Below are 26,038 nucleotides of genomic sequence, written 5' to 3'. Positions count from 1 at the left end.
GGCCTCGGCGAAACGCACCGTCCGCGGGATCGGCGGGGCCAGTACCGGCAGGTTGTAGCGGTCGGCGACGTCCAGCAACACGTCGCGGGTGTGCGTGGTCCGCGAGTCGTACAGTGTCGGCAACGCGCCGAGCAACCGAAGGTCCGGGTTGGTGATCTGCTGGACGTCGGCGACGGTGCGCAGGAACTGGCCCACGCCGCGGTGCGCGAGCGTCTCGCACTGCAGCGGCACGATCACCTCGTCGGCGGCAGTCAGGCCGTTGAGCGTGAGCACACCCAGCGACGGCGGGCAGTCGATGATGACCACGTCGAAGTCGTCGGCGAGCTTGGCCAGCGCCCGTTTGAGCGCGTACTCGCGGCCGGCGCGCATCAGCAACATCGCCTCGGCTCCCGCCAGGTCGATGTTGGCCGGCAGCAGCGTCATGCCCTCCATCGTGGTGACCAGCGCGGCGTTGGGCTCGACCTCGCCGAGCAGCACCTCGTGCACGGACACCGGGAGCTTGTCGGGGTCCTGGCCGAGCGAGAAGGTCAGGCAGCCCTGCGGATCCAGGTCGACCAGCAGCACCCGCTTGCCCTCGTCGACCATCGCCGCGCCCAGCGAGGCAACCGTCGTCGTTTTGGCCACGCCGCCCTTCTGGTTGGCCACCGCCAGTACCCGGGTCTTAGTCATGAGCGCGGCTCCTCCTCATCGCTTCGCTCTGCATCGTCACCGCGCGCTCACCAGCGCCCGCCCCTCCTTGTTGCCGCGGTCACAGTGCCCATCCTGGCATGTTCGATCGCCCCGCGCTGCGGCCGACGTGCCCGGCATGTCGTCCGGCAGAATCGGTCGATATGGGCTTGCACAACCATCGACTGGTCCTCCTCCGCCACGGGGAGACCGAATGGTCGAAATCCGGCCAGCACACGGGGCGGACCGACCTCGAGCTCACCGACACCGGCCGCGTCCAGGCCGAGCTCGCCGGCCGCGTCCTGCGCGAGTTGAACCTCACCGACCCGTTGGTGGTCAGCAGCCCGCGCATCCGCGCGCTGACCACCGCCAAGCTGGCCGGACTGGCCGTCGACGAGGTCTCCCCCCTGCTCGCCGAATGGGATTACGGCTCCTACGAGGGGCTGACGACACCCCAGATCCACGAATCGGTCCCCGATTGGCTGGTCTGGACGCACGGCTGCCCCGGCGGCGAGAGCGTGGCGCAGGTCAGCGAACGTGCCGACCGGGCCGTCGCCTTCGCGTTGGAGCAGATGGAGTCGCGTGACGTGGTGTTCGTGGGGCACAGCCATTTCTCCCGTTCAGTCATCACGCGCTGGGTGGAGCTGCCGCTGGTCGAGGGCAGCCGCTTCTGGATGCTGGCCGGCTCCCTCGCCGTGTGCGGTTTCGAGCACGGCGTGCGACAGCTCGCCGCGCTCGGCCTGACCGCCCAGCCACAGGCGATCAAGCCCGGGTGAGCACCCAGCCACCGTTCGCGCTGTGCGGACCGACGCAGACCCTGGTGGCTGACGGGGTGCGGGAGCGCTACCGCGACGTGGCGGCCGCTCAGGACGCGCTGCGTTCGGGCTCGACGCCAATTGTGGTGGGCGCGTTGCCGTTCGACGTAGGCCGACCGGCGGCGCTGCTGACGCCCCGGGCGGTGCGCCGCACCGACGCGCCGCCGGACTGGCCGAGCGGCCCGCTCCCGGCGGTGCGTGTCGCCGCCGCCGACCCGTCGCCGGACGACTACCGCCGCCGCATCGCCCGCGCGCGTGACCAACTCACCGCGCCCGACAGCCCGCTCAGCAAGGTGGTGCTGTCCCGCGCGCTGCGGCTGGTCGCCGACGCCCCCCTGGACGCCCGCGTCATCCTGCGCCGGCTCATCGCCGCCGACCCGGCCGCATACGGTTACCTCGTCGACCTGACCGGCGCCGGCGACGACTACGCGGGCGTGGCGCTGGTGGGCGCGAGCCCGGAGCTGCTGGTGGCGCGCTCCGGAGACCGCGTCACATGCCGGCCGTTCGCCGGTTCCGCACCGCGCGCCGCCGATCCCGACGTCGACGCCGCCCACGGCGCCGCGCTGGCCGGTTCGGCCAAGGACCGGCACGAGCATCAATTGGTCATCGAGACCATCCGGGCCGCGCTGGAGCCGCTGTGCGACGAGCTGACGATCGCCGCCGAGCCCGAGCTGAGCCGCACCGCGGCGGTATGGCACCTGTGCACGCCGATCAGCGGGCGTCTGCGCGAAACATACACCACGGCAATCGATTTGGCCCTGGCTCTGCACCCCACACCGGCCGTCGGCGGGGTGCCGACCAAAGCCGCGGTCGAACTCATCGCCGAACTGGAGGGCGACCGCGGGTTCTACGCGGGGGCGGTGGGCTGGTGTGACGCGCGCGGCGACGGCCGCTGGGTGGTGTCCATCCGCTGCGCGCAACTGTCGGCGGACCGCCGCAGCGCGATCGCCCGCTCCGGTGGCGGCATCGTCGCCGAATCCGACCCCGATCAGGAAGTCGCGGAAACCACAACGAAATTCGCCACCATCCTCAACGCGTTGGGCGTCGAGCAATGACCATTCGCCGTGCCGCGCCGCAAGACGCGGGCGCGATCACCGAGATGATTCACGCGCTGGCCGAATTCGAACACGCCGCGGATCAGTGCACGGTCACCGAAAAACAAATTGCCGCAGCGCTTTTCGGTGCCACCCCGACGGTTTATGGGCACGTCGCGGAGGTCGACGGCGAGATCGCCGCGATGGCGCTGTGGTTTCTCAACTTCTCCACCTGGGACGGCGTGGCGGGCATCTACCTCGAAGACCTGTTCGTGCGGCCGGGGTTTCGCCGTCGCGGCCTGGCCCGCGCACTGTTGGCGACCCTGGCGGCCGAATGCCTCGACAAGGGCTACACGCGGTTGTCCTGGGCGGTGCTGAACTGGAACGCCGATGCCATCACGCTGTACGACGGGGTCGGCGGCGAACCGCAGCGCGAGTGGACCACCTACCGGCTGTCGGGTCCCCGGTTGGCCGGGCTGGCCGAATCACGCTGATCGCCGCCGGCGGCCCAGCGCACTCCCTGCGGGCTGAAGAGCAGCCCCAACACGGCCGCCGCCACGACGCCCGCGGGAATCCCGAAGGCGGGCCGGTGCGAGTCCACCGCGAGGTACCACGCCACCGGCAGGAGCAGCAGCTGGGTGATCACGGCGAGCCCTCGGCCCCAGCGCTTACCGAGCGTGAGCGCGCGCCCGGCGGCCAGCACCACCGCCCCGACCACCAGGAAGAACAGGGCGGTGCCGAGCCCGTTGACCACGTGCTGGTCGGCCCCCGCGATGCCGCGCACCACCAGTACCATCGCCATGACCAGCGCGGCCACCCCCTGCGCGGCCACCAAGAGACCGGCGCCGCGCACAACGGATGGGACGGCCCCCGGGTTGCGGCGCAAACCTGTCACCCGCGTCAGCGTAGTCACCGCGGCGGCGGGGGCGTTCCCCACAGCGTCGCCTTAAGGCTCCCGCATAAGCTCGTGCCTCATGCGCGCCGTGCTGATCGTGAACCCCACAGCCACGTCCACCACCCCGGCCGGTCGCGACCTGCTGGCGCACGCGCTCAAAAGCCGCCTGCAACTCACCGTCGAACACACCAATCACCGCGGTCACGGCACCGAACTCGCGGAGAAGGCGGTCGCGGACGGCGTCGACCTGGTGGTGGTGCACGGCGGCGACGGCACCGTGAGCGGGGTCGTCAACGGCCTGCTCGGCCGCCCCGGCGCCGCTTCGGGGCCGACCGGTCCGGTGCCGGCGGTCGCGGTGGTCCCCGGCGGTTCGGCGAATGTGCTGGCGCGGTCGCTGGGCATCTCCCGGGATCCGGTGGCCGCCACGAACCAGCTCATCCAGCTGCTCGACGACTACCACCGCCACCACACGTGGCGCCGGATCGGCCTGATCGACTGCGGCGAGCGGTGGGCCGTGTTCAACACCGGGATGGGTGTCGACGCCGAAGTGGTCGCCGCGGTCGAGGCCGAACGCGACAAGGGCGGGAAGGTGACCGCGTGGCGCTACATCCGCGCGGCGATACCCGCCGTGTGGGCTTACACCCGCCGCGAACCGATGCTCACCCTCGAACTGCCCGGCCGCGAACCCGTCACCGGGGTCAGCTTCGCGTTCGTGTCCAACTCCAGCCCCTGGACGTTCGCCAACGACCGGCCGGTATGGACCAATCCCGGCTGCACCTTCGAGACGGGGCTGGGTGTGTTCGCACCGACCACCATGAAAACCATCCCCACCCTGCGCATCGTGCGGCAGATGTTCGCCAAGCGGCCCAAGTTCGAGTTCGACCACCTCATCACCGCCGACGACGTCCCCTGCGTGCGCGTCACGTCGACCGGCGGCCCGGTCGCCTGCCAGTTCGACGGGGACTACCTCGGGGTGCGCGAAACCATGACGTACCGGGCGGTGCCGGACGCGCTGGCCGTCGTCGCGCCGCCTCGAAAAAATCCGTTCTGAGCTGCGGCGACGAAGCGGCCGCGGGCCAAGAGACGCAGCTTTTCCGCAAGAGTGGCCAGTCAGTGTAGTACAACTGTGTAAGGGCTCGGCTACGGAATGATCAAAGTGAGATAGCCCACGAGCTAACTCGGTGCTATTGACTTCTGTTGAGCCTGTGAAACGATCAAAAGGTTGCATGCAGAAATTTAGATAGGGGTACGGACCCTTTTCTTGTGCACGCATTAACAGCCGAAGAAAATTGGCCGTGCGCCTTGCTGCGCACTCAGTGAGGAGTAACAACGTATGGATTGGCGCCACAAGGCGGTCTGTCGTGACGAGGACCCGGAGCTGTTTTTCCCGGTAGGGAACAGCGGCCCGGCGCTCGCGCAGATCGCTGACGCGAAACTGGTCTGCAATCGGTGCCCGGTGACCACGGATTGCCTGTCCTGGGCCCTGAACACCGGCCAGGACTCGGGCGTCTGGGGCGGCATGAGCGAAGACGAGCGGCGCGCACTCAAGCGTCGCAATGCCCGGACGAAGGCCCGTAGCGGAGTCTGACCCAGTCAGAGCAAACAGTGCGGCCTCGACGAAAGTCGGGGCCGCGCTGTTGTGTGGGGCGCACAGCGCCTACAACGCCAGGCGGGCCCGCCGACCGATCGGCACCCGCAACACCACATCGGTGCCGCGGGACGGGGCCTGACGCATGCCCAGCGTGCCGTCGAGTTCCGCCGACACCAATGTCCGCACGATCTGCAGGCCGAGGCTGTCGGACGTCTCCAGGCTGAAGCCCTCCGGCAACCCGCGGCCGTCGTCGTGGACGACGACGTCGAGCCAGCGGGCCGACCGCTCGGCGCGGATGGTCACCGACCCCGCTTCGGCCGCCGGGTCGAACGCGTGCTCGATCGCGTTCTGAACCAGCTCGGTGATCACCATGATCAGGGCCGTCGCGCGGTCGGAGTCCAGCACACCCAGGTCACCGACCCGGTTGATCCGGATCGGTCGGTCCACCGACGCCACGTCGTTCATGATCGGCAGGATCCGGTCGATCACCTCGTCGAGGTTCACCTGTTCGTCGACCGACATCGACAGCGCGTCGTGCACCAGGGCGATCGACGAGACCCGCCGCACCGACTCGATCAGGGCTTCGCGCCCCTCGGCGTTGACCGTCCGGCGGGCCTGCAGGCGCAGCAGCGCCGCCACCGTTTGCAGGTTGTTCTTCACCCGGTGGTGGATCTCGCGGATCGTCGCGTCCTTGGAGATCAGCGCGCGGTCGCGGCGCTTCACCTCGGTGACGTCGCGGATCAACACCGCCGCCCCGGCGCCGGCGCCGTCGACCACCAGCGGCAGCGTCCGCAGCAGCACCGTGGCGCCGCCGGCGTCGACCTCCATCCGCATGCTCTTCCCGCCGGCCAGCAGGTCGAGCACATGCTCGGCCAGCTCCTGGGCCTCGAAGGGGTCGGAGATCAGCGGCCGCGTCACCTTGACCAGGTTGCGGCCCTCCAGCTCGCTCGTCAGGCCCATCCGGTGGTACGCCGACACCGCGTTGGGGCTGGCGTACGCGACGACGCCGTTGACGTCCAGCCGGATGAAACCGTCGCCCGCCCGGGGCGTGGAGCGGGACATGACGACGTCCCCCACGTCGGGAAAGGTGCCGTCGGCGAGCATGTGGACGAGGTCGCTCGCGCACTCCCGGTAAGCGGTCTCCAGTTGGCCGGACGTGCGGTCGGCCGCGCCCGCGGTTTGATGCCGGGTGAGCACGGCCACCACCCGGCCGCCGTACCGCACCGGGGAGGCCTCGACGTGCGGGCCGGGCAGCAGCGAATCCTCTTGGCCCGCATCGTAGTTGCGCTGTGGCGTCCCGGACTCGAAGGCCTCGGCCACCAGTGCCAGCCGGTCGGCGGCGACGACACTGCCCACCGAGTCGGTGAGCAACACCGTGGGCGCGGTGTTGGGCCGGCACTGCGCGACGCACACCAACATGCCGTCGTCGCGGCGAACCCACATCAGGTAGTCGGCGAACGACAGGTCCGCCAGCAGCTGCCACTCCCCCACCACCGCGTGCAGGTGGTCCACGGCGTTACCGGGCAGCACGGTGTGTTCGGCAAGCAGATCACCGAGAGTCGACATCACTCACTCCCCGGGCATCCCCGGCAACGGACGGATCCAAATTCTTTCGGGGGCTAGCTGATCACGGCAATCAGGTCGCCCGCCTGGATGACATCGCCCACCGAGACGCTCACCTTGCTGATGGTGCCGTCGACCTCGGCCAAGACGGGAATCTCCATCTTCATCGACTCCAGCAACACCACGACGTCGCCTTTGCCGATCTGGTCACCCTCACTCACCACGACTTCGAGCACGCTGGCCACGATCTCGGCGCGGACATCCTCGGCCATCTTCACCCCACTCGTTGCGGCCATTGCGAGGCCGGCTGCTGGTCATCAAGCTTCCGTCAGGCTCGGTGTATATCGAACCATAGGACCGCTTCCGGCCGCGGCGCACGGGCCGTTGTCGCCGCCGCCGACTTCCGTGAGACACTGTGCGGCAGGCTCACGGGCGCCGGGCGCCCTGATCAAAGACCAATCAATGGAGGATCGACCAATGGCCAAACGGGGCCGTAAGAAGCGCGACCGCAAGCACAGCAAAGCCAATCACGGCAAGCGGCCCAACGCCTGAGGACCGTTACTGCGTCTCGCGGATGATGGTGGTCCGCCGGATCTCCAGCCGTAGCCGCTCGCGCAGGCCTTCCGGCGCCTTCTCGCCCCGGCATTTGGTCGCGATCAACGCCTTGATCCGTTCCTCGAGGCCGTAATGCTTGAAGCAGCCGGGGCACGCTTCGAGGTGGCGGCGCAGCTGGTCCCGCGATTCCGGCGTGCATTCGCCGTCGAGCAGGAGCCAGACCTGGCGGATCACCTCGGCACAGCCGACGGCGCCGTGGGCGTCGTCGTTGGGGCAGGTGTCGCTGGGGCCCGAAAGCTCGCTCATGATGACACCTCCTCGTGCGCCTGGTGGCCGCGGTTGAAGCCCCGCTCCTTGGCCACGTCAGCCAGCAACCCACGCAGTTGACGGCGGCCGCGGTGCAGCCGTGACATTACCGTCCCGATGGGCGTTTCCATGATCTCGGCGATTTCCTTGTAAGGGAAGCCCTCGACGTCGGCGTAGTAGACGGCCATCCGGAACTCTTCCGGCAGCGCCTGCAGCGCCTCCTTGATCTCGGTGTCGGGCAGCGCCTCGAGCGCCTCGACTTCGGCCGAGCGCAGCCCGGTGGACGAGTGCTCGGCGTTGGACGCCAGCTGCCAGTCGGTGATCTCCTCGGTCGGGTACTCGGCCGGCTGGCGCTGCCTCTTGCGGTAGCTGTTGATGTAGGTGTTGGTCAGGATGCGGTACAGCCACGCCTTGAGGTTGGTGCCCGCCCGGAAGGAACGAAACCCTGCGTACGCCTTCACCATCGTCTCTTGCAGCAGGTCTTCCGCGTCGGCCGGATTGCGCGTCATGCGCAGCGCGCCGCCGTAGAGCTGATCCAGCAGGGGGATCGCGTCGCGCTCGAAACGTGCCATCAGCTCCGCGTCCGTCTCCTGCGGGGCGGGATCGGGAATCTCGCGTGCTGTCGCGCCGTCTGTGTCGGCCATGTCGATAACCCCGGTCCCTTCTGCTGCGGTGTCGCCGGGCGGCACCGAAAGCGCCACCGGGCTTGCAGGAAAGCAAGCCAACTGCTCGGCACCCATTGGACGGTCCAACAGGCTCGTCGCCGCTGACACCAAACCGCTCCTCCCAATCTAGAGGCTGGCACCGACAGTGTCTGCCCGGGTGCGCCCCATAACATCAGAGACCGTTTCGTTCAACAGCGGCGGCCGACGTGCTCATTCCCACCGAATCCGGGGCGGCCCGTCCCCGGGTCCGGGCGTGCGCGGCCGGACGTTAATGTGACGCCATGTCCCTGAATGGCAAGACCATGTTCATCTCCGGCGCCAGCCGCGGTATCGGCCTGGCGATCGCCAAACGCGCCGCACAAGACGGCGCCAACATCGCCCTGATCGCCAAGACCGCCGAGCCGCATCCCAAGCTGCCGGGCACGGTGTACACCGCCGCCAAGGAGCTCGAGGAGGCGGGCGGGCAGGCCCTGCCGATCGTCGGGGACGTCCGCGACCCGGAGTCCGTCGAATCCGCGGTGGCCAAGACCGTCGAGCAGTTCGGCGGCATCGACATCTGCGTCAACAACGCCTCGGCGATCAACCTGGGGTCCATCACCGAGGTGCCGATGAAGCGGTTCGACCTGATGAACGGGATCCAGGTGCGCGGCACCTACGCGGTGTCACAGGCCTGCATCCCGCACCTCAAGGCCGCGCAGAACCCGCACATCCTGACGCTGTCGCCGCCGGTGCTGCTCGGCAAGGAGTGGCTCAAGCCGACCGCGTACATGATGGCCAAGTTCGGCATGACGCTGTGCGCGCTGGGGATCGCCGAGGAGATGCGCGAGGCGGGCATCGCGTCCAACACGCTGTGGCCCCGCACGCTGGTGGCCACTGCCGCGGTGCAGAACCTGCTCGGCGGCGACGAGGCGATGGGACGCGCCCGCAAGCCGGAGGTGTACTCCGACGCGGCCTACGTGATCCTCAACAAGCCCGCCCGCGAGTACACCGGCAACACCCTGCTCTGCGAGGACGTGCTGGTGGAGTCCGGCGTCACCGACCTGTCGGTGTACAACTGCGTGCCGGGTGGGCAGCTCGGCGTCGACTTCTGGGTCGACGGCGTGAACCCGCCGGGATACACGGGGCCCTAGCGGGGTTCAGCGGTGGCCCGCGCCGCCACGCCGGCGCTGGCGGCGCTGACGAAAGCCGGTGTGCCGCACCGGCTTGTCACCTTCGATCACGATCCGCGGGCACGCTCATTCGGCGTCGAGGCGGTGCACGCGCTGACGACGGAGCACGGCATCGCGCCCGAGCAGATCTACAAGACCCTGGTCATCGCGATCCCCGGCGGCTTGGCGGTCGCGATCCTGCCGGTGCCGGCCCGGCTTTCGCTGAAGGCGGCCGCCGCGGCGCTCGGGGCGGCCAAGGCGAGCATGGCCGAACCCGCCGCCGCCGAGCGGGCCACCGGTTACGTGGTGGGCGCCGTGTCGCCGTTCGGACAGCGCAAGACGCTGCCTACCGTCGTGGACGCGGACGCACTGGCCTGGGATCGGGTGTACTGCAGCGCCGGGCGCCGCGGCTGGGACGTCGGGGTTGCACCGCGGGACCTGATCCGGTTGACCGGCGCGACCACCGCCGACATCCGCGCTTAGCGCGTGTGTAACGGCAGGGCGAAAACCGGGCCGATTTCTCGCCGTGGCGTTACGCTCCCGCCATGACGACGAAGCGATCCCGCGGTGCGACGATTGTCGCCGCCGGTGTGCTGGCTTTTTCCGGGTTGACGACCGCCGGTGTGGGCATCGCCAACGCCGACACGATTCAGACCGAGGGCAACTACCCGACCCGTCAGGCCTGCCAGGACGCCGGGCCGGGCGTGAAGGCCTCGACGCCGGGCAACTGGAACAACTTCTGGTGCATTCCGGACCGCAACGTCAACGGCAACTGGAAGCTGGTCCTCAGCAACTAGAGCAGCCTAAAGAAGGCGGGCCTGCTCGGGTTCCGGGCCGGCCGGCTCGAGTAGCTCGGGCCCGTTGTTGCGCACGTTGTTGACCAGCGTCGAGATCTCCCGCATGCGAATGCCGCTCACGTCGGGCGGACGGCTGAGCAGCTTTTCGTCGATCGGGGCATCGGGGTCCAGCCAGCGATCCCACTCCCGCTCGGGCACCACCAGCGGCATCCGGTCGTGGATCTCGGCCAGCTCGCCGGGTGCGTCGGTCGTGATGATGGTGCAACTCAGCAGTGGCGAACCGTCCTTGGCGGGCTTCCAAACCGACCACAGCCCGGCCATGAACAGTGGCTCGCGGTCCTCGCGGTACATGAAGAACGGCGTCTTACGGGACTTCTTGCCGGCGGCTGGGTCATTGACGCGCCATTCGTAGTAGCCGTCCATCGGGATCAGGCACCGTTTCGACTTGGCGCTCGACCGGAACGCGGGCGAGGTGGTGACCTTGTCCGCGCGCGCGTTGATCAGCATCGGCCCCTTGGTCTCGGGCGCCCCGTCGGCGGTGGCCTTCGCCCACGGGGGCACCAGGCCCCAGCGCATCAGCCGCACCCGGCGGGTGGGCTCGTCGTGGGGGTCGGTGTGCCGGCTGACGACGGTCGCGATGGTCGAGGTGGGGGCCACGTTGTAGTTGGGTGCCCCGGCGCTCTCGGAGGTGCCGGTGGCCTCGTCGATCGCCTTGATCTTCTGGGCCAGCAGCGCCGGATCGGTGGTGACCGCGAACCGTCCACACATACCTTCCATGGTGGCAGAACCTGGTGACACGCAATGATGGACCGGTGAGTATGTGGACGGCCCCCAGCGCGCCGAAACCGGTGCACGCGACCGTGACCGTTCCGGGCTCGAAGTCGCAGACCAACCGCGCGCTGGTGCTGGCCGCCCTGGCCGCCGCGCAGGGAAACGGCACCCCGACCATCAGCGGGGCGCTGCGCAGCCGCGACACCGACCTGATGATCGGCGCCCTGCGCGCCCTGGGCCTGCGCGTCGACGGCGGCGGGTCCGAGCTGACGGTCAGTGGACGCATCACGCCCGGGCCCGGCGCGCGGGTGGACTGCGGCCTGGCCGGTACGGTCCTGCGCTTCGTCCCGCCGCTGGCCGCGCTGGCCGAGGCGGTGGTGGAGTTCGACGGCGACGAGCAAGCCCGGGTGCGGCCCATCGCACCGCTGCTCGACGCCCTGCGCCGGCTGGGCGTGCCGATCGAGGGCGCGGGCCTGCCGTTCCGGGTGCACGGCAGCGGATCGGTCGCCGGGGGCACCGTGGCCATCGACGCCTCGGCGTCGTCGCAGTTCGTGTCCGGCCTGCTGTTGTGCGCGCCGTCGTTCGCCGAGGGCCTGACCGTGCAGCACACCGGCGCGACACTGCCGTCGGCGCCGCACATCGCGATGACGGTGGTGATGCTGCGGCAGGCCGGAATCGACGTCGACGACTCGGTGCCCAACCGCTGGCGGGTGCGCCCCGGCCCGGTGGCGGCCCGGCACTGGGAGGTCGAGCCCGATCTGACCAACGCCGTTCCGTTCCTGGCGGCGGCCGTGGTCAGCGGCGGAACGGTGCGCATCACCGGCTGGCCCGCGGCCAGCGTGCAACCCGCCGACCACATCCTGACCGTGCTGGCCAAGCTGAACGCCGTTGTCACCCAAGGGGACTCGTTCCTCGAGGTGCAGGGCTCGGCCGGCTACGACGGCTACCCGGGTTTTGAGGTCGACCTGCGCGCCGTCGGCGAGCTGACCCCGGCGGTCGCGGCCCTGGCCGCGCTGGCCAAGCCGGGATCGGTGTCTCGCCTCTCCGGCATCGGCCACCTGCGGGGCCACGAGACCGACCGGCTCGCCGCGCTCAGCGCCGAGATCAACCGCCTGGGCGGCGACTGCACCGAAACGCCCGACGGCCTGGTGATCACCGCGGCACCGCTGCGCCCCGGCGTGTGGCGCGCCTACGCCGACCACCGGATGGCGATGGCGGGCGCGATCGTCGGGCTGCGGGTGGCGGGGGTTCAGGTGGACGACATCGGGTCGACTTCGAAGACGCTGCCGGAGTTTCCGCAGCTGTGGGCGCAAATGCTTGAGTCCGGCGACGATGCGGGCCGCGCGAGCGGCCCGAGGAGGAGGCGGACAGTGGAGCCGGGGTCCGATATTTGAAGCCCGGCGATTACGACGAGTCCGACGTCAAGGTCCGCTCCGGCAGGGGCTCGCGACCGCGCACCAAGACTCGTCCTGAGCACGCCGACGCCGCGGCCGCGATGGTGATCAGCGTCGACCGCGGCCGCTGGGGGTGCGTGCTCGGCGGGGACCCCGATCGCCGGGTCACTGCGATGCGGGCCCGCGAACTGGGCCGCACCCCGATCGTCGTCGGTGACGACGACGACGTCGTCGGCGACCTGTCCGGGCGGCTGGACACTCTGGCGCGCATCGTGCGGCGCGGGGAACGGCGAACCGTGTTGCGGCGCACCGCCGATGACACCGACCCGACCGAGCGCGTGGTGGTCGCCAACGCCGACCAGCTGCTGATCGTGGTGGCGCTGGCCGACCCGCCGCCGCGCACCGGCCTGGTCGACCGGGCGCTGATCGCCGCCTATGCGGGCGGGCTGACGCCGATCCTGTGCCTGACCAAGACCGACCTCGCCCCGCCGGAGCCGTTCGCCTCGCACTTCGTCGACCTGGACCTGACGGTGGTCGCCGCGGGACGCGACGACCCGCTGCTCGCGGTCGCCGACCTGCTCGCCGGCAAAATCACCGTGCTGCTCGGGCATTCCGGCGTCGGCAAGTCCACGTTGGTGAATCGCCTTGTGCCCGAGGCGGAACGGGCCGTCGGCGAGGTCACCGACATCGGCCGGGGCAGGCACACCTCCACCCAATCGGTCGCGCTACCGCTGGCGACCTCCGGCTGGGTGATCGACACCCCGGGCATCCGCTCGTTCGGGCTGGCGCACATCGCGCCCGACGACGTACTGATGGCGTTCTCCGACCTGGCCGAGGCGATCGAGGACTGCCCGCGCGGCTGCGGGCACATGGGGCCGCCGGCCGACCCCGAATGCGCGCTCGACGCGCTGTCCGGCCCTGCCACCCGCCGCGTGGCCGCGGCCCGACGGCTGCTGGCCGCGCTCAACCAGACTTAGCCAGCCGCATGCCGAGCTCGTCGGGCGCCACCTTATGGCCTTCCGCGCAACGGATTTCGACGCTCGCCTCAGCGCCGCACCCGAGATGAGTGAGCCGTAGGCGGTTACGTCCCGGCAGGTGGCGTCGGCCCCACTCGAACATCGCCCACACCACCGGCATGAAGTCGATGCCGGCCTCGGTCAGCACGTATTCCTCCCGGCGGCGCTGCCCGGGCTCGTGATACGGCCGACGCTTCAGCAGCCCCAGCTCGACCAGCTCGGACAGCCGCGCCGACGTGGCGGCCTTGGTGATGCCCACGCGGCGGGCGAAATCGTCGAAGCGCGTAGTGCCGTAGTAGGCCTCCCGCATGATCAACATCGCGGACTTGGTACCCACCACCGCCATGGTCTTCTCGATCGCGCATTCGCCCACCGCGGACCAGGCATCGCGATCGGCCAGCGGCCCCTGCAGCAGTGTCATAGATCACCTCCCGATCTGGGTTGCGTTCAGTGTACCTAGGTGCTTATCTGAGTACAGCGGCCTATACCTAGGCTGCAGGACTCGAGGAGGAGCCATGACCCGCGACGCCGTCATCGTCGGAGCCGTCCGCACGCCCATCGGCAAGGGCAAACCCACCGGCGCACTGCACGACGTGCTGCCGGCCGACCTGCTGGCGCACAGCCTGCGGGAAGTGGTGGCGCGCACCGGTGTGGACCCGGTCCAGATCGACGACGTCATCGCCGGTGCGGTCGCGCAGGTCGGCGACCAGGCGGTCAACATCGCCCGCAATGCGTTGCTGGGCGCCGGATTCCCCGAGTCGGTCCCGGGCGTCACGATCGACCGGCAGTGCGGCAGCAGCCAGCAGGCCATCAGCTTCGCCGCGCAGGGCGTCATCTCCGGCGCCTACGACCTGGTGATCGCCGCCGGCGTGGAGTCGATGGGCCGCGTCCCCATGGGCACCTCGGTGCTGCCGGGTAGCAATCCCTTCGGTGACGACATGACGCGGCGCTACCCCGACGGCCTGGTGCCGCAGGGCATCAGCGCCGAACTGATCGCGGCGAAGTGGGGCCTCTCGCGCACCCAGCTCGACGAGTTCTCCGCCGGCAGCCACGACAAGGCCGCCCGCGCCACCAAGGACGGGCTCTTCGACAACGAGCTGATTCCAATCGCCGGACTGGCCACCGACGAATTCATCCGGCCCGGCACGACGGTCGAGACGCTGGCCGGACTACGGCCCGCGTTCTACAGCGAGGCGATGGCGGCCCGTTTCCCGCACATCAAGTGGGAGATCACTGCGGGCAACTCCTCGCCGCTGTCCGACGGCAGCGCGGCGGTCATGATCACCAGCAGCGAGGTCGCCGAGAAGCTCGGCCTGCGCCCGCTGGCGCGCATCCACACCACCACCGTGGTGGGCTCCGACCCGCTCTACATGCTGACCGGAGTCATCCCGGCCACCGAAAAGGTGCTGCGGCGGGCCGGTTTGACGCTGGCCGACATCGACCTGTTCGAGGTGAACGAGGCCTTCGCGCCCGTCGTACTCGCCTGGGCGCACGACACCGGCGCCGACCTGGCCAAGACCAACGTCAACGGCGGCGCCATCGCCATCGGCCACCCGCTGGGGGCCAGCGGCGCCCGCATCATGACCACGCTGGTCAACGCGCTCGAGCAGCGCGGCGGCCGCTACGGGCTGCAGACGATGTGCGAGGGCGGCGGCATGGCCAACGCCACCATCATCGAGCGGCTGGGCTGACGACGATGCCTTCGCACACGACCTCGAAGATCTTTGTCATCGGCGGCACCGGCGCCCAGGGCATTCCGGTCGTCCGGGCCCTGGTCGCCGACCAGAAATACTCCGTTCGATTCCTCAGCCGCGACCCCGGCTCCCGGCGAGCCAAGGAGCTGCTCGCCCTCGACAATGTGTCCGTCCTGGAAGGTTCGTTCGCCGACGAGGACGTCCTGCGCGAAGGGTTCCGCGGTTGCGACGGAGCGTTCGTCAACATCGACGGGTTCAATGCCGGCGAGAAGACCGAGATGTATTGGGCGATACGCGCTTACGAGATAGCCCTCGAAGAGGGGGTCAAATTATTCGTCTACGGAAACCTCGACTACGGGCTCAAGAAGTCGGGATACGACTCCCGCTTCCGCACCGGTCACTATGACGGCAAGGGCCGGGTGGGTGAGTGGATCCGGTTCCAGAATCAGGTGAATGGCAACCGGATGGGGGCGGCGGTCTTCACTACGGGTCCCTACATCGAGATGGTGATCTCGCCCGGGACGCCGATGACGCCTACCGTCGAGGACGGTGTCTTGACCTGGCGGGTTCCCCTCGGTGAGGGTGCGGTACCGCATGTGGCTCTCGAAGACTGCGGATATTACGTGCGTTGGCTTTTCGACCATCCCGAGCGCGCGAACGGCATGGACCTCGAAGTCGCTGTGGACCATATCGCCTATGCGGATCTCGCCGCGGCGTTCGAGAAGGTCACCGGACACCCGGCGCAGTACATCGACACCGATCTGGACACCTATTGGCGGGACGGCGCCCTCGGCAGAGCCGCGGATGCGCCCGCCGGTTACAACGCGGACCCCAGCGACAAGAGCACCATGACCGTCCGGGACAACTTCACGGGATTCTGGAATCTGTGGAAATACGGAGTCGTCAAACGCGATTACGACCTGCTCGACGAGATTCACCCGAATCGGATCAGAAACGCCGAGGAGTGGTTCCGCAGAGAAGACCAACTAGGAAGGGCGCAGGGGAAGGGCGGCCTGTGGGACCGGGTCCAACCGGAGAACCGGACTCCGATCCTCAAGATTGGTGAGGATCAAAGGACAGGAAAGTTGTAGGTCCCATGACCGAGATTCGATTCGAGGGCGTGCGGATGCGCCACGCCAGCACCAAGAGCTACGACGAGCTGCTCGCCGCGCTGCTCGCCGACATCGGCGAGCGGCCCGTTCCCATCAACGACATCGCGACAAGCAGCGATAGCTGGGAGTCCTACCGGGAGCGCGTCGAACCCCACGTCGGGCCAAGCGGATTCATGCTGTTCGGTGTCGTCGACCACGGCGCGTGGATCCCCAAGGCTGGGGTCGACCGCAAGGCGATCCGCGTGATCCTCGGCAACCCGTTGATCGCGATCACGATGCTGCGCCACGATGTAACGGCGGGCCTGTTCGCCCCGGTCGAACTCTTGATCACCGACGAGCCGGCCGGCAGCAGCCTGACCTACGTCAAGCCGTCGTCACTGATGGTCGTCGAGCCCAATCCCGAATTGCTCAGCGCCGCGGAACAACTCGACGCCAAGTTGGCTGCGCTGGCCGAAAAGGTGACCAGCGGCTCATAACCCGACTTACTCAGCGCGGTGGCCGTTGCGGGAAATACTAGTCTTTCGCTATGCACCGCAGGAACGCACAGGAGGGCGAGAAACGCTGCCGTGGCAAAGCACTGGCCGTGGCATGTTGCATCCGCGTACCTGAGGCGCCCGCAGCACAGACACCGCACTCGACTCATTGGGTCGCAAAGTCGTCGTGGTTGCTGGGCTCCACGAATAGCCATGAGGAGAAGCAGTTATGAAAGCGTGGCTGTGGGATGGACATGCAGGGATAGATCATCTGGCCCTGGCTGACGCGCCTGAACCGGTCCCAAAAGAAGGCGAAGTGGTGATACAAGTCCACTACGCGGGCTTGAATCCGGCCGACCGGATGATGGCAGAGAGGCGGTACCCATATCCGGTATACCCTCCTGCGCCGCACGTGCTGGGCCGGGACGGCGTCGGGGAAGTGATCAACGTTGGTAAGGGCGTCGAGGATGTGCACGTGGGCGACAAGCGGGTTCTCCTGCGCAGCGATGTCGGACTTCTCCGGTGGGGCATGTTTGCCGAGCAGGTGTCGATACCGGCAGTTAATTTGGCGGAGATCCCCCTAGGTTGGACCGAAGAGCAGTCGTCGGGCGCCGCCGTCGTTTATCTATCGGCGTACCGTGCTCTCACCATGTGGGAACCGCTCAAGCCGAATTCAGTGGTCCTGGTCACCGGCGCATCAGGCGGGGTCGGAGTTGCGGCTGTGCAACTGGCGGCGGCGATGGGCCACACGGTCGTAGCGCTTTCGCGCAGCGAGGAAAAGCAACGGCACCTCAAGGAACTCGGAGCGACGTTCACGTTCAACCCTGAGGACCCGCAGTGGCGAGCGGGCGTAAAGGATGCCCTGAATGGAGGCGGGGTGAACCTGGCGGTCGACACGATCGGGGGCGCTTTGCTTCCCGAAGTCATCGATACGATGGGCGATTCGGGAAGACTCAGCTTGGTGGGAGAACTCGGCGGCCCAGTGCCCAACTTTTACACGGGCACACTTTTCTCGCGCTGGCTGCGGATTGGCGCAATGGCTCTCAGCTACTACACACCGGAGCAACACCGCGCCGGCTGGCACGACCTCTTGGGCATATTGGCCCGCTCCGGAGCTCGGCCACTGGTCGACCGTGTGTTTCCATTCGAGCAGTTGCCGCGAGCCTTCGAACGCCTAGCTGACGGCCCGATGGGGAAAGTGGTGATCGAGGTAAAGCCTTGAGGTCCAGTGATGTTGGCTTCGACTTCACCGAACCCGTAAGTAACTCTAGCGGGGCACCGAGGCGTTCGCACTCGTCGTGCTCGCGTGGGTGCACGACACCGCCGCCGACCTGGCCCAGGCCAACGTCAACGGTGGGGCCATCGCGACCGGAACCGCCGACTGGGACTCCTTCCGGGCGCAGGACCTGCCCCACGCCGGGCCAAGCGGATTCATGCTATTCGCGCTCGTCGAGCATGGCGCGTGGATAACCAAGGCAGGCATCGACCGCAAGGCGATACGCGCGATCTTGGGCAACCCGCTGATCGCCATCACGATGCTGCGCCACGACGTGAGCGCCGGCCTGTTCGCCCCGGTCGAGCTGCTGATCTTTTGACGAGGGGGCCGGCTCGAGCCTGACCTACGTCAAGCCGTCGTCACTGATGGTGGTCGAGCTAAATCCCCAACTGCTTAGCGCCGCAGAAGAACTCGACGCCAAGCCGGCAGCACTGGCCGAAAGTTGACGGGCGGCTCATTGTCTCGTGAATCTGCCTGTGTACGCGACCGACCAAACTCCGCTGGGTATGGACAGGGTCACGCGCTTGTTGCCTTTAGTCGGCTGCCGGCGAACACCCTCCGCAACAGGGACGGCCGGAGAAGATCCGTGGGCTGCCCCAGGAGCTGCATTTGTCTGAACAGCGTCTCCGTGATTACTACGTCGGTCGCCGCTGCCAGGTAAAGCTTGCTCATGCCGAGACTGATGAACTTCTTTGGCTTCGACCGCCAATCATTTGATGGGATGATGGCGAAGTCGAAAAACCGATTCGCCCACCACATCGGTGACAACTTCCCGGCGGAGGCGCGAAAGAATCGGAATCCCAACTCCTCGTTACCATCGCTCAAGCACGTTCGGAGCGCCGCTGCCTGTAGCGCCGCCGAGGTCATTCCTTGGCCATACACGGGATTGAGGCTGCATAAGGCATCGCCCATGACGAGCAAGCCTTTTGGAAACCGGGTGAGCTTGTGATAACAACGCCAAACGCTAGCGGGATAGCGCTGAGTGGACACCTCGCCGATCGGTTCCGCAGCGCGCAGCGCCGCAGAGACGTGGCTCGGCATGGATTCGGAAACTGAGTCAAGCAACCCGGGCAGGTCGGTCGGTGTCTTCCTGCCAGCGAAACCGATCACCGTGGCGACGGCGGTCCCGTCTTCGTAAGGCAACAACCCAAAACCCTCCGGCCTGTCGAGTGTTGGAATTCTCAACACGGCTCGCTCGGCAAGCGCCCCAGGTGGCAAGCGAAAGAATTGGCTCGAGTAGCTCAGGTCAATCGTGTACCTGCGTTCAGGCGGCCTTTGATAACCATTGGCCTCCAAGAACGCCGGGGTGCGGGCGGAGCGACCACTCGCGTCGATGACTAGGTCGGTCGTCAGCACGAGTTCCTGGCCGGTTTCGCGCTCGACCACCCGCGCACCCGTGACCTGGCCAGTAGGGTCGATCACCGTCTCCGCCACGTCATGGCCATCCACGAATGTGACATTTGCAATCGAGCGCACCCGCCGTCGAATAATCCCTTCAAGCAGCGGTCGGCTGGCCAAGAACACGACCATGCCCTCGGACCGTGTGAACCTCCCTGACCGGCAAAAAACGATGTCACCTACGCCCAGGTGGAACAGGCCGGGGTCATCGGGACTGTCAAGGACTATGGCACCCGCCGCTTCGAGTTCCTCTAAGAGACCTGGAAACAAGTCGACGATGTACGGCACACCCCGGCTGAGCATCTGATGCAGATGGCGGCCTTGTGAAACCCCTCGCCGCTGAAATGTGCCACCGGGCAACTTGTCACGCTCGACCACGGTGACCGTGCCATAAAAATCCGACAACACCCTGGCCGCGAACAGTCCAGCGATACTCGCGCCACAGACCAATGCATGCTCACTGCCCATGTCGCTGGTCCCTCCCGAATTGCTCGGCGCCGCAGGAGAACTCGACGCCAAACTGGCCGCACTGGCCGAAAAGGTGACTGGCTAGAGCCAGCCGGTACGGGCGGCCGCGACCGGCTCGGGCGGCGACGGCGCCAATGCCCCGTCGCGCACGCCGTCGAGCATCCGTTTCACCGCGGCGACGATCTCCGGGGCCGCCGCGGCCAAGCCGGCCTTGTCGGCTTCGGGAACCTCGTCGGGATCGACGCCCGCCCGGGCCAGCACGGCGGCCGGGTCGGCCAGCTGATCGGCCAGCCAGGCAACCGGGTCGGCGGACAGCTCGGGAACGAAGTGCCGGCGGCCGGGTTCCCACCCGTCGAAACGGGGATGGTGATGCGCCCGGTCCAGCGTCCCGGGCGGGCTCTCGGTGGAGCCGAAGAGGTCCACCCGCCACACCGGGCGGTTGAAGCCGATCGGGACGCCGGCGTAGATCGACCCTTGCGGCTCATCCCGGTCGACGAGGCGCAGTTCCAGTCTGACTCCCCGTTCCGGGGTTTCCTGACCCTTGTTCGGGTTCGGGTCGACGAAGAACATGTCCCCGACGACCACGCCCAAGGTTTCGAATCCAAACGCTGCGAGCATGTTTGCAAGCGTAGTCCCGGCCGTCGAGCCGGGTCACGCACCGACCTTCCGGGCCGCGCGGTCCGGTAGCACCACCTCGTAGTCCGAGAAGGCCACCGCCCTTGTGCGGCGCTGGTATTCGTGCACCAGCCCCGGCCAGTTGGTGGTGACCCGGCCGGATGCGACGCGGTACCAGGAGTCGCACGTGGTCCAGACGCCGGCGTCCAGGCGGGACTGGATCTCCGCGTCGTAGGCCTGCTCCACGTCGCGCCGGACCTCGAACGCGCGGGCCACGCCCCCGTGCGCGAGCTCCTCGGTGATCTGGCGGATGTAGCGGGCCTGCTGCTCCATCATCAAGATGATCGAGCTGCTGCCGAGATTGGTGTTCGGGCCGTAGATCAGGAACATGTTCGGGAAGCCGGGCACTGCCATGCCGAGGTGGGCGCGGGCCCCGCCGGCCCACTCGTTGTGCAGGTCCCTGCCGTCGCGGCCGGTGATCGCCATCGGCGCGAGGAACTCGGTGGCCTTGAACCCGGTGCCGTAGATGATGACGTCCGCCTCGTGCAGCCGGCCGTCGGCGGTGCGCACGCCCGTGGGCGTCACCTCGGTGATCGTCGTCGTCTCGACGTCGACGTTGTCGCAGGCCAGCGCCGGGTACCAGTCGTTGCTGAACAGCACGCGCTTGCAGCCGATCGGGTAGTCGGGGGTCAGCTTCGCCCGCAGCACCGGATCCTTGATGTGCCACTTGAGGTTTGCCGATGCGGCGACGCCCACCAGCCGGGCGAGCGGGGCGACCTTGGTCAACGCGAGGCCGAAGGACTCCGAGATCTGCCAGATCAGGCCTCGCATGGCGGCGGCGAAGCCGGGCGCCTTGGCGAATGCGGCGTGGTGTGCGCCGGTGTAGGCGCGGTCCGGCTTGGGGACGATGTACGGCGCTGACCGCTGAAAGACGGTGACATGCTTCGCGGTCTGGCGAATGCGCGGCACGAACTGGATCGCGGATGCGCCGGTGCCGAGGACGGCGACGCGCTTGCCGGCCAGGTCGACGTCGTGGCGCCACTGCGCCGAATGGAACGAGGGACCCGCGAACGTATCGAGCCCCGGGATGTTCGGCAGCGCCGGCCGCGACAGCTGGCCGACCGCGGGCACCAACACGTCGGCCTCGAACACCTCGCCGGACGAGGTCTCGACCCGCCAGGTGGCGGTGCCGTCGTCGTAGGTCGCCGACGTGACCTCGACGCCGGTGCGCACCAGGTCGCGCAGGCCGAACCGCTCGGCGGTGGCGTGGATGTAGCCGAGGATGTCCGGCTGCTCGGCGTACCGCCGCCCCCAGTCGGCCTTCCGCGCGAAGGAGTAGGAGTACAGGTTCGACGGGACGTCGCAGGCGGCACCCGGGTAGGTGTTCTCCCGCCAGACCCCGCCGATGTCGTCGGCCTTCTCCAGCACCGTCACGGCGGCGAGGCCATCCCTGGACAGCTCGTAGGCGGCGGCGAGGCCACCGAAGCCGGCCCCTATCACCAGCACGCGAGGACGAGTCGAAGTCATGATTCCAAGCTAGGGGCGGGCTGCGGGTGGCCGGCAGCCGATTGCGGTCGACAAATCCATGATTCCGGCCACGATCAGACGGCCTGGAGCCGGGCCCGCGGCGCGACCGAACGCTGATACCGCGCCGGGGTGGTGCCCGTCCACCGTTTGAACGCGGCGATGAAGCTCGTCGCCTCGGCGTAGCCCAGCCGCAGCGCGACGTCCTCCACCGACAACGCGCCCGTCGCCAGCAGTTCCTCGGCGAGGACCCGGTGCACCTCCTCGGCCAGATCCCGGAACGTGGTGTTCTCCTCGGCCAGCCGCCGGCGCAGGGTCCGCTCGCTCATCGCCAACTGCCGAGCGACGGCCGCGATGGTGTGGGGTTCGCCGTCGACCGACGCCAGTCGCTCACGCACTCGCCGGGCGACGCCGGTCCGCTGCCAGCGGCGCTCCAGCAGGGCGCGGCACTGCTGCTCGCACATGGCCACGCTGCTCGCGCTGGCGCGCGGGAGCGGGTTGTCCAGCAGCACGGCCGGCCAACGCGCCACGTTGGCCGGCGCATCGTAACTCGGCGTCACGCCGAATGCCTTGCACGCCAAGGCATCACCCGACGACGGCGCGGGGCCCGCGAACTCGATCGAGGTAAACGGGACGGGACGGCCCAGCATTTCCGCCATGACCCGGGCGATCGCGACCAGGTCGCGCCGCACCAGGAACTCCGCGACCGGACCGGTCAGGCCGGGCAGGTCGAGCCGCATCGCGGCCACCGGCCCGTCCACCGTGACCGTCGGTAGGCCGAAACCGTAGCTGAGCTCGTAGAACCGGGCCGCGAACCGGACGGCGTCACCCAGGGTCGAACTGGTCAGGCAGGCGAAGCCGAAGATGCCAAGCGACCCGACGTGATAGCTGCTGCCCACCCGCACCCCCAGGTCGGCAGCGTCACCCAGCAGGTTGACCAGGTTGGTCGCGACCGCCAGCTCCTGGCGCCCGACGATCATCCGGTCGTGGTCGCGCAGGTCGGCCTCCGACAGGCCGGTCCCTTCCAGCACCTCCGCTACGGCAAGCCCGTTGCGGGAACCGAACTCGGCCATCAACGCGACGCTGGCCGTGCTCCGCGGGAAGTCCCAGTGGGAAACCTGTGACCCGACGAAGACCTGCACGTATCCCAGTATGGCGAACGGCGGTGCGCCGAGGTGGCGCGATCAGTCGATCCGTTCGACCCATTCCGCCCGGGATGGCCCCGGCTCGAAGGGATCGCTGAAGTATTGCGTCTCGCGGACGACTTTCCCGTTTTCGAATTCCATTACGCTGACCACATAGAACGGTTGCCCGTCATATGTCAGAACGAGTTCGCTGATCCAGAGGTCGCCGCCGCCGAGCATCCGCCGCACGGTGAAGCGTTTCGCATTCGGCTGGGCCGCTCGCGACGCTTGGATGTTGGCTCGACTACGGATGCGCTCAGCCGATTGCGGATACTCGAGAACCGCATCGGCCCGGTAAATTTCGTGCTCCGTCGCGAAATCGTTGGCGTCTGAGGCCGCCCAGTGACGCTGCAGCGCGGCCCGCACATCGTCGTCACTCATCGCCGGTCCCTCCCAAGCGACTCCCCCACGGGTCACGCTAGACCCGTGGCGCGCTGCGCGCACGCTCGGCGCTAGGCCGCCAGGCCGTCGGCGCCGCCGTTGGCCCGCCGCGCATCGCGCTGCGCGCGCTTAGCGCGCCGCCACCCACGCACGGTCTCGATGGCGGTCTTCAGCCCGCGGCGCCGGCCGGTCTCCGGGTCGGTGCCCGCGAAGCCGGGCTCCAACTCGGCGAACATGCGCTCGCTGCGGGTCTCCGGCGCGTCGTCGGCGCTGTCGCGCAGGTAGGAGTTCGGCAGCGACAGCTTGGCCAGCGTGCGCCACGTCTTGGCGTACTGCACCAGGAACGAGCCCGTGGTGTAGGGCAGGTCGTACTTGTCGCACACCTCGCGCACCCGCACCGCGATCTCCTCGTACCGGTTGCTGGGCAGATCCGGGAACAGGTGGTGCTCGATCTGGTGGGACAGGTTGCCGCTCATGAACCGCAGCACCGGCCCGGCCTCGAAGTTGGCGCTGCCCAGCATCTGGCGCAGGTACCACTGGCCCCGGGTCTCGCCGATCATGTCGGTCTTGGTGAATTTCTCCGCGCCGTCGGGGAAATGGCCGCAGAAGATCACGGCGTTGGCCCACACGTTGCGGATCACGTTGGCCACCGCGTTGGCCTTCAGCGTCGAGGTGTACGTGGCCCCGGGTGACAGCGCGGTCAGCGCGGGGAACGCGACGTAGTCCTTGAGCACCTGGCGGCCGGCCTTGGCCAGGAACTCGTCGACCCGCTGCCGGGCGTCGTCATGGTCCATCCGCCTCTTGGCGATCTTGCCGAGCTCCACGTGCTGCAGGCCGACGCCCCACTCGAACAAAAGCATGAGCATGGTGTTGTAGACCAGGTTGAAGATGTTGAAGCGCTTCCAGCGCTGGTCCCGGGTGACGCGCAGCAGGCCGTAGCCGACGTCGTCGTCCATCCCGAGGATGTTCGTGTACTTGTGGTGCACGAAGTTGTGGGTGAAGCGCCAGTGCTTGGATGACCCGCTCATGTCCCATTCCCACGTCGAGGAGTGGATCTCGGGGTCGTTCATCCAGTCCCACTGGCCGTGCATGACGTTGTGGCCGATCTCCATGTTCTCGATGATCTTGGCCACGCCCAAGGTGACGGCTCCCGCCCACCACGCCGAGCGGCGGGAACTCGCGGCCAGCATCAGCCGGCCCGATACCTCCAGCGCGCGCTGCGCTGCGATGGTGCGGCGAATGTAGCGGGCGTCCCGCTCGCCGCGGGAGTCTTCGATGTCCTGGCGGATGGCGTCCAGCTCAACGGCCAGGCTCTCGATGTCGGCGTCCGTCAGATGGGCGAATACGTCGACGTCGGTGATCGCCATCGTCTTCCTTCCCTACGGTCGATTTTTCGGTTCGAAAACCAGATCCAGACCTACGCTATCGTAACCTACGAATCCGTAGGTTACCTGTGAGTAGCACTTAGATGTCGAGCACACAATCGCCCGAGGCGGCAGACACACAGGTCTGAATCCGCGTCCCCGGGTCGTGTTCCGCGCCGGTGCGCAGGTCACGCACGTGGCCCTCCACGAGGCCGACCACGCACGACTGACATATACCCATCCGGCAGCCGAAGGGCATCTGCACGCCGGCGCCCTCGCCGGCGTCCATCAACGACGTCGCGGCATCGGCGGCGACGGCGCGACCGCTCCGGGCGAAGGTGACCGTGCCGCCGGCGCCCGCGGGCGCGGCCTTGGACACCGCGAAACGTTCCAGGTGCAGCCGGTCGCCGATGCCCGCCGCCGACCAGAGCTTCTCCGCCTGGGCCAACATGCCCTCCGGCCCGCATGCCCAGGTGTGGCGGTCGCGCCAGTCCGGCACCTCGCGGTCCAGCAGCGCAAGGTCGAGACGGCCCTGCGAGCGGGTCTCCCGAATCGAGAGGCGATACCCCGGATGCTCGGCGGCCAGCGCCGCCAGCTCGGCGCGAAACAGCACGTCGGACTCGGTGGGCGCGGAGTGCACGTGCGCGATGTCGCCAATCTGGTTGCGGCGCACCAAGGTTCGCAGCATCGACATCACCGGCGTGATCCCCGATCCGGCGGTCAGGAACAGGATGGACGGTGGCGCCGGGTCGGGCAGCACGAAGTTGCCCTGCGGGGCGGCCAGCCGGACGATGGTTCCCCGCTCGACGCCCGCCACCAGGTGGGTGGACAGGAACCCTTCGGGCATCGCCTTGACGGTGATGGTCACCGTGCGCGTGGAGCCGGATCCGGACGTCTCGGCCGGGCTGGAGGTCAGCGAATACGACCGCCAACGCCAGCGCCCGTCCATCAGCAGGCCGATCCCGATGTACTGGCCCGGCTGGTAGTCGAAGTTGAAGCCCCACCCCGGCTTGATCACCAGGGTCGCGGAATCCTCTGTCTCGCGGCGCACTTCGAGGATGCGGCCACGGAGCTCTCGCGCCGACCACAGCGGGTTGGCCAGATGCAGATAGTCGTCGGGCAGCAGCGGCGTGGTGATGCGCGCGGCCAGCTTGCGCAGCGCGTGCCAGCCGGGGTGTCGCTCGGCGCCCGCGACCACCGGCCGCTTGGTGTCGACGACGTTGCCCGCGATCGATGGGTTACGTCTGCCCAGGGGAAGCTCCTGCTCACGATGCTGCGTCTTGCTTGCGCTCACCATTGTGGTCGACTCTGTGGGCCTCACGAAACCTACGGT

General features: G+C 68.2%; 30 protein-coding genes and 1 pseudogene. 16 read left to right on the top strand and 15 right to left on the bottom strand.

Annotated elements, in window-relative coordinates; all coding sequences use genetic code 11:
* Positions 1 to 669: ParA family protein (locus tag A5692_RS15410; RefSeq protein WP_068057341.1), on the bottom strand; the 669-nt coding region annotated here is incomplete at its 3' end.
* A 161-nt stretch (positions 670 to 830) separates the two neighbouring features.
* Between A5692_RS15410 and A5692_RS15405 the strand changes: the two genes are divergently transcribed.
* The 3 genes from A5692_RS15405 to A5692_RS15395 are packed head-to-tail and all read left to right on the top strand — an operon-like array spanning position 831 to position 3,009.
* Complete coding sequence (locus A5692_RS15405) at positions 831 to 1,442, top strand: acid phosphatase (RefSeq protein WP_068057339.1); 612 nt, start codon at positions 831 to 833, stop codon at positions 1,440 to 1,442.
* Positions 1,439 to 2,536 carry an isochorismate synthase MenF gene (locus tag A5692_RS15400; RefSeq protein ID WP_068057337.1) on the top strand — a complete coding sequence of 366 codons (1,098 nt, stop codon included), beginning with the start codon at positions 1,439 to 1,441 and terminating at the stop codon, positions 2,534 to 2,536. Before A5692_RS15405 ends, A5692_RS15400 begins: the two co-directional genes overlap by 4 nt.
* Complete coding sequence (locus A5692_RS15395; RefSeq protein ID WP_068057333.1) at positions 2,533 to 3,009, top strand: GNAT family N-acetyltransferase; 477 nt, start codon at positions 2,533 to 2,535, stop codon at positions 3,007 to 3,009. Before A5692_RS15400 ends, A5692_RS15395 begins: the two co-directional genes overlap by 4 nt.
* On the opposite strand, the gene A5692_RS15390 is transcribed toward A5692_RS15395, so the two are convergent.
* The gene (locus A5692_RS15390; protein WP_068057351.1) at positions 2,961 to 3,401 is read right to left on the bottom strand and encodes a hypothetical protein; all 441 of its coding nucleotides are present in this window, start codon (positions 3,399 to 3,401) and stop codon (positions 2,961 to 2,963) included. The two genes, A5692_RS15395 and A5692_RS15390, sit on opposite strands and share 49 nt — an antisense overlap.
* Positions 3,402 to 3,489: 88 nt before the next feature.
* Here A5692_RS15390 and A5692_RS15385 point away from each other — a divergent pair, with 88 nt between their 5' ends.
* Together A5692_RS15385 and whiB1 are read left to right on the top strand one after the other, a co-directional pair.
* On the top strand, positions 3,490 to 4,461 hold the full coding sequence (locus A5692_RS15385) for a diacylglycerol kinase family protein (protein ID WP_068057331.1): 972 nt from the start codon (positions 3,490 to 3,492) through the stop codon (positions 4,459 to 4,461).
* A 282-nt stretch (positions 4,462 to 4,743) separates the two neighbouring features.
* Positions 4,744 to 4,998 (top strand): transcriptional regulator WhiB1, encoded by a 255-nt coding sequence (whiB1, locus tag A5692_RS15380; protein ID WP_007168139.1) that lies wholly within the window; start codon positions 4,744 to 4,746, stop codon positions 4,996 to 4,998.
* A gap of 69 nt (positions 4,999 to 5,067) precedes the next feature.
* On the opposite strand, the gene A5692_RS15375 is transcribed toward whiB1, so the two are convergent.
* Positions 5,068 to 6,567, bottom strand: a complete 1,500-nt coding sequence (locus A5692_RS15375; RefSeq protein WP_068057330.1) for a sensor histidine kinase — start codon at positions 6,565 to 6,567, stop codon at positions 5,068 to 5,070.
* Between the two features lie 53 nt (positions 6,568 to 6,620).
* Entirely contained in the window at positions 6,621 to 6,836 is a 216-nt protein-coding gene (locus A5692_RS15370) for a biotin/lipoyl-binding carrier protein (protein WP_067926821.1), read from the bottom strand.
* 205 nt (positions 6,837 to 7,041) lie between these two features.
* On the opposite strand from A5692_RS15370, the gene A5692_RS30430 reads away from it, so the two are divergent.
* Positions 7,042 to 7,116: a 50S ribosomal protein bL37 gene (locus A5692_RS30430; RefSeq protein WP_011728008.1), complete on the top strand. Its 75-nt coding sequence runs from the start codon at positions 7,042 to 7,044 to the stop codon at positions 7,114 to 7,116.
* Positions 7,117 to 7,122: 6 nt separating this feature from the next.
* Here A5692_RS30430 and rsrA read toward each other — a convergent pair whose 3' ends face one another.
* Both rsrA and A5692_RS15360 read right to left on the bottom strand, forming a co-directional pair.
* On the bottom strand, positions 7,123 to 7,425 hold the full coding sequence (rsrA, locus tag A5692_RS15365) for a mycothiol system anti-sigma-R factor (protein WP_068057328.1): 303 nt from the start codon (positions 7,423 to 7,425) through the stop codon (positions 7,123 to 7,125).
* The gene (locus tag A5692_RS15360; RefSeq protein ID WP_068057326.1) at positions 7,422 to 8,069 is read right to left on the bottom strand and encodes a sigma-70 family RNA polymerase sigma factor; all 648 of its coding nucleotides are present in this window, start codon (positions 8,067 to 8,069) and stop codon (positions 7,422 to 7,424) included. Before A5692_RS15360 ends, rsrA begins: the two co-directional genes overlap by 4 nt.
* 302 nt (positions 8,070 to 8,371) lie before the next feature.
* Between A5692_RS15360 and A5692_RS15355 the strand changes: the two genes are divergently transcribed.
* The 3 genes from A5692_RS15355 (at position 8,372) to A5692_RS15345 (ending at position 10,035) form a co-directional block, all read left to right on the top strand.
* The gene (locus A5692_RS15355) at positions 8,372 to 9,220 is read left to right on the top strand and encodes an NAD(P)-dependent oxidoreductase (protein ID WP_068057324.1); all 849 of its coding nucleotides are present in this window, start codon (positions 8,372 to 8,374) and stop codon (positions 9,218 to 9,220) included.
* 12 nt (positions 9,221 to 9,232) lie between these two features.
* Entirely contained in the window at positions 9,233 to 9,721 is a 489-nt protein-coding gene (locus A5692_RS15350) for a YbaK/EbsC family protein (RefSeq protein WP_068057322.1), read from the top strand.
* 62 nt (positions 9,722 to 9,783) lie between these two features.
* On the top strand, positions 9,784 to 10,035 hold the full coding sequence (locus A5692_RS15345) for a hypothetical protein (RefSeq protein WP_068057320.1): 252 nt from the start codon (positions 9,784 to 9,786) through the stop codon (positions 10,033 to 10,035).
* Positions 10,036 to 10,041: 6 nt separating this feature from the next.
* On the opposite strand, the gene A5692_RS15340 is transcribed toward A5692_RS15345, so the two are convergent.
* Positions 10,042 to 10,803, bottom strand: coding sequence for an SOS response-associated peptidase (locus tag A5692_RS15340; protein ID WP_068057317.1), 762 nt, complete (start codon positions 10,801 to 10,803; stop codon positions 10,042 to 10,044).
* Between the two features lie 44 nt (positions 10,804 to 10,847).
* Between A5692_RS15340 and aroA the strand changes: the two genes are divergently transcribed.
* Both aroA and rsgA read left to right on the top strand, forming a co-directional pair.
* Entirely contained in the window at positions 10,848 to 12,200 is a 1,353-nt protein-coding gene (gene aroA, locus A5692_RS15335) for a 3-phosphoshikimate 1-carboxyvinyltransferase (protein WP_156766098.1), read from the top strand.
* Positions 12,197 to 13,177 carry a ribosome small subunit-dependent GTPase A gene (gene rsgA, locus A5692_RS15330; RefSeq protein WP_068057316.1) on the top strand — a complete coding sequence of 327 codons (981 nt, stop codon included), beginning with the start codon at positions 12,197 to 12,199 and terminating at the stop codon, positions 13,175 to 13,177. The genes aroA and rsgA overlap by 4 nt, the downstream gene beginning before the upstream one ends.
* Here the strand turns inward: rsgA and A5692_RS15325 are convergent.
* A complete protein-coding gene (locus tag A5692_RS15325) occupies positions 13,164 to 13,637 on the bottom strand; it encodes a helix-turn-helix domain-containing protein (RefSeq protein ID WP_068057315.1) in 474 nt (157 codons plus the stop codon). The genes rsgA and A5692_RS15325 overlap by 14 nt on opposite strands.
* Before the next feature lie 94 nt (positions 13,638 to 13,731).
* Here A5692_RS15325 and A5692_RS15320 point away from each other — a divergent pair, with 94 nt between their 5' ends.
* The 5 genes and pseudogenes from A5692_RS15320 (at position 13,732) to A5692_RS29870 (ending at position 18,217) form a co-directional block, all read left to right on the top strand.
* Positions 13,732 to 14,907 carry a thiolase family protein gene (locus tag A5692_RS15320; protein ID WP_068057313.1) on the top strand — a complete coding sequence of 392 codons (1,176 nt, stop codon included), beginning with the start codon at positions 13,732 to 13,734 and terminating at the stop codon, positions 14,905 to 14,907.
* A gap of 5 nt (positions 14,908 to 14,912) precedes the next feature.
* A complete protein-coding gene (locus A5692_RS15315; protein WP_068057311.1) occupies positions 14,913 to 16,001 on the top strand; it encodes an NmrA family NAD(P)-binding protein in 1,089 nt (362 codons plus the stop codon).
* A 5-nt stretch (positions 16,002 to 16,006) separates the two neighbouring features.
* A complete protein-coding gene (locus A5692_RS15310; RefSeq protein ID WP_068057309.1) occupies positions 16,007 to 16,498 on the top strand; it encodes a DUF302 domain-containing protein in 492 nt (163 codons plus the stop codon).
* A gap of 226 nt (positions 16,499 to 16,724) precedes the next feature.
* Positions 16,725 to 17,717: an SDR family NAD(P)-dependent oxidoreductase gene (locus tag A5692_RS15300; protein ID WP_082962743.1), complete on the top strand. Its 993-nt coding sequence runs from the start codon at positions 16,725 to 16,727 to the stop codon at positions 17,715 to 17,717.
* Positions 17,718 to 17,793: 76 nt separating this feature from the next.
* Positions 17,794 to 18,217, top strand: a pseudogene (locus A5692_RS29870) (DUF302 domain-containing protein).
* Positions 18,218 to 18,287: 70 nt separating this feature from the next.
* On the opposite strand, the gene A5692_RS15290 reads toward A5692_RS29870, so the two are convergent.
* From A5692_RS15290 to A5692_RS15260, 7 genes are all read right to left on the bottom strand, one after another.
* Positions 18,288 to 19,637: an NAD(P)/FAD-dependent oxidoreductase gene (locus A5692_RS15290; RefSeq protein WP_068057304.1), complete on the bottom strand. Its 1,350-nt coding sequence runs from the start codon at positions 19,635 to 19,637 to the stop codon at positions 18,288 to 18,290.
* A gap of 81 nt (positions 19,638 to 19,718) precedes the next feature.
* Positions 19,719 to 20,255 carry a hypothetical protein gene (locus A5692_RS15285; RefSeq protein WP_068057302.1) on the bottom strand — a complete coding sequence of 179 codons (537 nt, stop codon included), beginning with the start codon at positions 20,253 to 20,255 and terminating at the stop codon, positions 19,719 to 19,721.
* 33 nt (positions 20,256 to 20,288) lie between these two features.
* A complete protein-coding gene (locus tag A5692_RS15280; RefSeq protein ID WP_068057300.1) occupies positions 20,289 to 21,779 on the bottom strand; it encodes an NAD(P)/FAD-dependent oxidoreductase in 1,491 nt (496 codons plus the stop codon).
* A gap of 74 nt (positions 21,780 to 21,853) precedes the next feature.
* Positions 21,854 to 22,918 carry an AraC family transcriptional regulator gene (locus A5692_RS15275; RefSeq protein WP_068057298.1) on the bottom strand — a complete coding sequence of 355 codons (1,065 nt, stop codon included), beginning with the start codon at positions 22,916 to 22,918 and terminating at the stop codon, positions 21,854 to 21,856.
* 42 nt (positions 22,919 to 22,960) lie between these two features.
* Positions 22,961 to 23,341, bottom strand: a complete 381-nt coding sequence (locus A5692_RS15270) for a nuclear transport factor 2 family protein (protein ID WP_068057294.1) — start codon at positions 23,339 to 23,341, stop codon at positions 22,961 to 22,963.
* A gap of 71 nt (positions 23,342 to 23,412) precedes the next feature.
* On the bottom strand, positions 23,413 to 24,708 hold the full coding sequence (locus A5692_RS15265) for a fatty acid desaturase (RefSeq protein ID WP_068057292.1): 1,296 nt from the start codon (positions 24,706 to 24,708) through the stop codon (positions 23,413 to 23,415).
* A gap of 97 nt (positions 24,709 to 24,805) precedes the next feature.
* Positions 24,806 to 25,999: a ferredoxin reductase gene (locus A5692_RS15260; protein ID WP_369830296.1), complete on the bottom strand. Its 1,194-nt coding sequence runs from the start codon at positions 25,997 to 25,999 to the stop codon at positions 24,806 to 24,808.
* Positions 26,000 to 26,038 lie beyond the last annotated feature (39 nt).

Origin of the sequence: Mycobacterium sp. E342 (assembly GCF_001667665.1) — a bacterium.
In the GTDB taxonomy this organism is placed as follows: domain Bacteria; phylum Actinomycetota; class Actinomycetes; order Mycobacteriales; family Mycobacteriaceae; genus Mycobacterium.
This window is presented reverse-complemented; position numbering and strand designations above follow the sequence as displayed.

Coding starts and splice junctions, on each gene's coding strand:
- A5692_RS15395 (WP_068057333.1), top strand. CDS start 2,533: ATGACCATTCGCCGTGCCGCGCCGCAAGACGCGGGCGCGATCACCGAG.
- A5692_RS15325 (WP_068057315.1), bottom strand. CDS start 13,637: ATGACACTGCTGCAGGGGCCGCTGGCCGATCGCGATGCCTGGTCCGCG.
- A5692_RS15310 (WP_068057309.1), top strand. CDS start 16,007: ATGACCGAGATTCGATTCGAGGGCGTGCGGATGCGCCACGCCAGCACC.
- A5692_RS15355 (WP_068057324.1), top strand. CDS start 8,372: ATGTCCCTGAATGGCAAGACCATGTTCATCTCCGGCGCCAGCCGCGGT.
- A5692_RS15345 (WP_068057320.1), top strand. CDS start 9,784: ATGACGACGAAGCGATCCCGCGGTGCGACGATTGTCGCCGCCGGTGTG.
- A5692_RS15340 (WP_068057317.1), bottom strand. CDS start 10,803: ATGTGTGGACGGTTCGCGGTCACCACCGATCCGGCGCTGCTGGCCCAG.
- A5692_RS15265 (WP_068057292.1), bottom strand. CDS start 24,708: ATGGCGATCACCGACGTCGACGTATTCGCCCATCTGACGGACGCCGAC.
- A5692_RS15385 (WP_068057331.1), top strand. CDS start 3,490: ATGCGCGCCGTGCTGATCGTGAACCCCACAGCCACGTCCACCACCCCG.
- A5692_RS15300 (WP_082962743.1), top strand. CDS start 16,725: ATGAAAGCGTGGCTGTGGGATGGACATGCAGGGATAGATCATCTGGCC.
- A5692_RS15375 (WP_068057330.1), bottom strand. CDS start 6,567: ATGTCGACTCTCGGTGATCTGCTTGCCGAACACACCGTGCTGCCCGGT.
- A5692_RS15280 (WP_068057300.1), bottom strand. CDS start 21,779: ATGACTTCGACTCGTCCTCGCGTGCTGGTGATAGGGGCCGGCTTCGGT.
- A5692_RS15405 (WP_068057339.1), top strand. CDS start 831: ATGGGCTTGCACAACCATCGACTGGTCCTCCTCCGCCACGGGGAGACC.
- A5692_RS15315 (WP_068057311.1), top strand. CDS start 14,913: ATGCCTTCGCACACGACCTCGAAGATCTTTGTCATCGGCGGCACCGGC.
- A5692_RS15360 (WP_068057326.1), bottom strand. CDS start 8,069: ATGGCCGACACAGACGGCGCGACAGCACGCGAGATTCCCGATCCCGCC.
- A5692_RS15285 (WP_068057302.1), bottom strand. CDS start 20,255: ATGCTCGCAGCGTTTGGATTCGAAACCTTGGGCGTGGTCGTCGGGGAC.
- A5692_RS15320 (WP_068057313.1), top strand. CDS start 13,732: ATGACCCGCGACGCCGTCATCGTCGGAGCCGTCCGCACGCCCATCGGC.
- whiB1 (WP_007168139.1), top strand. CDS start 4,744: ATGGATTGGCGCCACAAGGCGGTCTGTCGTGACGAGGACCCGGAGCTG.
- rsrA (WP_068057328.1), bottom strand. CDS start 7,425: ATGAGCGAGCTTTCGGGCCCCAGCGACACCTGCCCCAACGACGACGCC.
- A5692_RS15290 (WP_068057304.1), bottom strand. CDS start 19,637: ATGGGCAGTGAGCATGCATTGGTCTGTGGCGCGAGTATCGCTGGACTG.
- A5692_RS15370 (WP_067926821.1), bottom strand. CDS start 6,836: ATGGCCGAGGATGTCCGCGCCGAGATCGTGGCCAGCGTGCTCGAAGTC.
- A5692_RS15270 (WP_068057294.1), bottom strand. CDS start 23,341: ATGAGTGACGACGATGTGCGGGCCGCGCTGCAGCGTCACTGGGCGGCC.